This is a genomic window from Caballeronia mineralivorans PML1(12) (assembly GCF_001028175.1).
Taxonomy (GTDB): domain Bacteria; phylum Pseudomonadota; class Gammaproteobacteria; order Burkholderiales; family Burkholderiaceae; genus Caballeronia; species Caballeronia mineralivorans.
On record NZ_AEJF01000364.1, the window covers coordinates 1 to 301 of the forward strand.

The window sequence follows — 301 nt, forward strand, 5'->3', positions numbered from 1 at the left end:
AAAACACAACCAACAAGCGGCATATCTGCTGACACTGTCATTAAGATTGCGAAATAGAAAAAAACAAAAAAAGAACAACTAACAAAAACATTCCCACCGGTAATTCCATAAGAAAATCGTTGTCCGTTAACTTCCATATTAGCATAAAGATAACGCTTACATTTCATTAATGCCCATGGTAAATAGATACCTAGCGTTATAATCGTTAACAACACATTCACCACACAAATAAGAAAATATCTCTCACCCGTACCATGAAAAACAAACGAATGGGACGGAACATCCATTTCATTAATAACTT

The 301-nt window shown here is 34.2% G+C and carries 1 protein-coding gene; it reads right to left on the minus strand.

Annotated elements, in window-relative coordinates; genetic code table 11:
* On the minus strand, positions 1-301 hold a 301-nt coding region (locus EOS_RS45525; protein ID WP_075645508.1), incomplete at both ends, for a DUF898 family protein.